2 rRNA genes are annotated in these 2,637 nt (G+C 54.5%); both read right to left on the bottom strand.

Features of this window, described 5'->3' with window-relative positions:
- Window positions 1-60: 60 nt before the first annotated feature.
- Window positions 61-177: ribosomal RNA gene (gene rrf, locus Q0653_RS13975) — 5S ribosomal RNA — on the bottom strand.
- Between the two features lie 98 nt (window positions 178-275).
- Window positions 276-2,637: ribosomal RNA gene (locus Q0653_RS13970) — 23S ribosomal RNA — on the bottom strand; the annotation flags it as partial.

Genomic DNA, 2,637 nt, shown 5'->3' with positions numbered 1-2,637 from the left:
TCAGGTGCGTTGTTAACGAGAAAAGGCCACCCAACCTTGGGTGGCCTTTTCACGAAAGAAGTCCGGCGGTGTCCTACTCTCCCACAGGGTCCCCCCTGCAGTACCATCGGCGCTGTGAGGCTTAGCTTCCGGGTTCGGAATGTAACCGGGCGTTTCCCTCACGCTATGGCCGCCGAAACACTATTGATGTTTCAATCAGCATAACAATGAATGTTATGCGGTTCTCGACCGTACATCGAGAACCACTCAGTGGACGCAAGCACCAAAAACGGTGTGTTATCAAGTCATCGGCTTATTAGTACGAGTCAGCTCCACGCGTTACCGCGCTTCCACATCTCGCCTATCAACCCAGTAGTCTGGCTGGGAGCCTCTCGCCCGAAGGCATGGAAATCTCATCTTGAGGCCGGCTTCCCGCTTAGATGCTTTCAGCGGTTATCCATCCCGAACGTAGCTAATCAGCGGTGCTCCTGGCGGAACAACTGACACACCAGAGGTTCGTCCAACCCGGTCCTCTCGTACTAGGGTCAGATCCTCTCAAATTTCCTGCGCGCGCAGCGGATAGGGACCGAACTGTCTCACGACGTTCTAAACCCAGCTCGCGTACCGCTTTAATGGGCGAACAGCCCAACCCTTGGGACCTACTCCAGCCCCAGGATGCGACGAGCCGACATCGAGGTGCCAAACCATGCCGTCGATATGGACTCTTGGGCAAGATCAGCCTGTTATCCCCGAGGTACCTTTTATCCGTTGAGCGACAGCGCTTCCACAAGCCACTGCCGGATCACTAGTCCCGACTTTCGTCCCTGCTCGACCTGTCAGTCTCACAGTCAAGCTCCCTTGTGCACTTACACTCGCCATCTGATTGCCAACCAGATTGAGGGAACCTTTGGGCGCCTCCGTTACTTTTTGGGAGGCAACCGCCCCAGTTAAACTACCCACCATGCACTGTCCCTGAACCGGATTACGGTTCGAAGTTAGATATCCAGAGTGACCAGAGTGGTATTTCAACAACGACTCCACGGTAACTGGCGTCACCGCTTCAACGTCTCCCACCTATCCTACACAAGCCACACCGAACACCAATACAAAGCTATAGTAAAGGTCACGGGGTCTTTCCGTCCTGCTGCGCGTAACGAGCATCTTTACTCGTAATGCAATTTCGCCGAGTTCGCGGTTGAGACAGTTGGGAAGTCGTTACGCCATTCGTGCAGGTCGGAACTTACCCGACAAGGAATTTCGCTACCTTAGGATGGTTATAGTTACCACCGCCGTTTACTGGGGCTTAAATTCTCAGCTTCGCCTTGCGGCTAACCGGTCCTCTTAACCTTCCAGCACCGGGCAGGCGTCAGTCCGTATACATCGTCTTGCGACTTGGCACGGACCTGTGTTTTTAGTAAACAGTCGCTACCCACTAGTCTCTGCGGCCTCCAAACGCTTTTGGGAGTAAATCCCTATACGCCGAAGGCCCCCCTTCTCCCGAAGTTACGGGGGCATTTTGCCGAGTTCCTTAACCACGATTCTCTCGATCTCCTTAGTATTCTCTACCTGACCACCTGAGTCGGTTTGGGGTACGGGCAGCTAGAACCTCGCGTCGATGCTTTTCTTGGCAGCATAGGATCACCCACTTTTTATCCGCATCGTGTCTCAGCCTCCATGAGTCGCGGATTTGCCTACGACTCGGCCTACGCACTTGCCCCGGGACAACCATCGCCCGGGTTGGGCTACCTTCCTGCGTCACACCTGTTAATACGCTAACCGCACCAGAATGGGGTCGTACGCTAGGCCCCGAGCTTCACCCCGAAGGGATCCATCACAGGGATTCAGATACTTAGCACTACTGGATTAGCTTGGGCGGTTCTTCGCCGGTACGGGAATATCAACCCGTTGTCCATCGACTACGCCTGTCGGCCTCGCCTTAGGTCCCGACTTACCCAGGGAAGATTAGCTTGACCCTGGAACCCTTGGTCTTTCGGAGGACATGTTTCTCACATGTCTTTCGCTACTCATGCCTGCATTCTCACTCGTGTAGCCTCCACGGCTGGTTCACACCGCCGCTTCGCTGGCCACACGACGCTCTCCTACCCATCAACACGGCTGGACCACGAAGGCCTACCAATAATGTCAATGCCACAACTTCGGTGGCGTGCTTGAGCCCCGTTACATTGTCGGCGCGGAATCACTTGACCAGTGAGCTATTACGCACTCTTTCAAGGGTGGCTGCTTCTAAGCCAACCTCCTGGTTGTCAAGGCAACTCCACATCCTTTCCCACTTAGCACGCGCTTTGGGACCTTAGTTGGTGGTCTGGGTTGTTTCCCTCTCGACAATGAAGCTTATCCCCCACTGTCTCACTGCTGCGCTCTCACTTACCGGCATTCGGAGTTTGGCTGACGTCAGTAACCTTGTAGGGCCCATCGGCCATCCAGTAGCTCTACCTCCGGCAAGAAACACGCAACGCTGCACCTAAATGCATTTCGGAGAGAACCAGCTATCACGAAGTTTGATTGGCCTTTCACCCCTATCCACAGCTCATCCCCTCAGTTTTCAACCTAAGTGGGTTCGGTCCTCCACGACGTCTTACCGTCGCTTCAACCTGGCCATGGATAGATCACTTCGCTTCGGGTCTAGGACATGCGACT

Source organism: uncultured Microbacterium sp. (genome assembly GCF_947488465.1).
Taxonomy (GTDB): Bacteria; Actinomycetota; Actinomycetes; order Actinomycetales; family Microbacteriaceae; genus Microbacterium.
The sequence above is the reverse complement of the archived record's forward strand: the minus strand, read 5'-3'. Positions and strand labels throughout refer to the sequence as shown.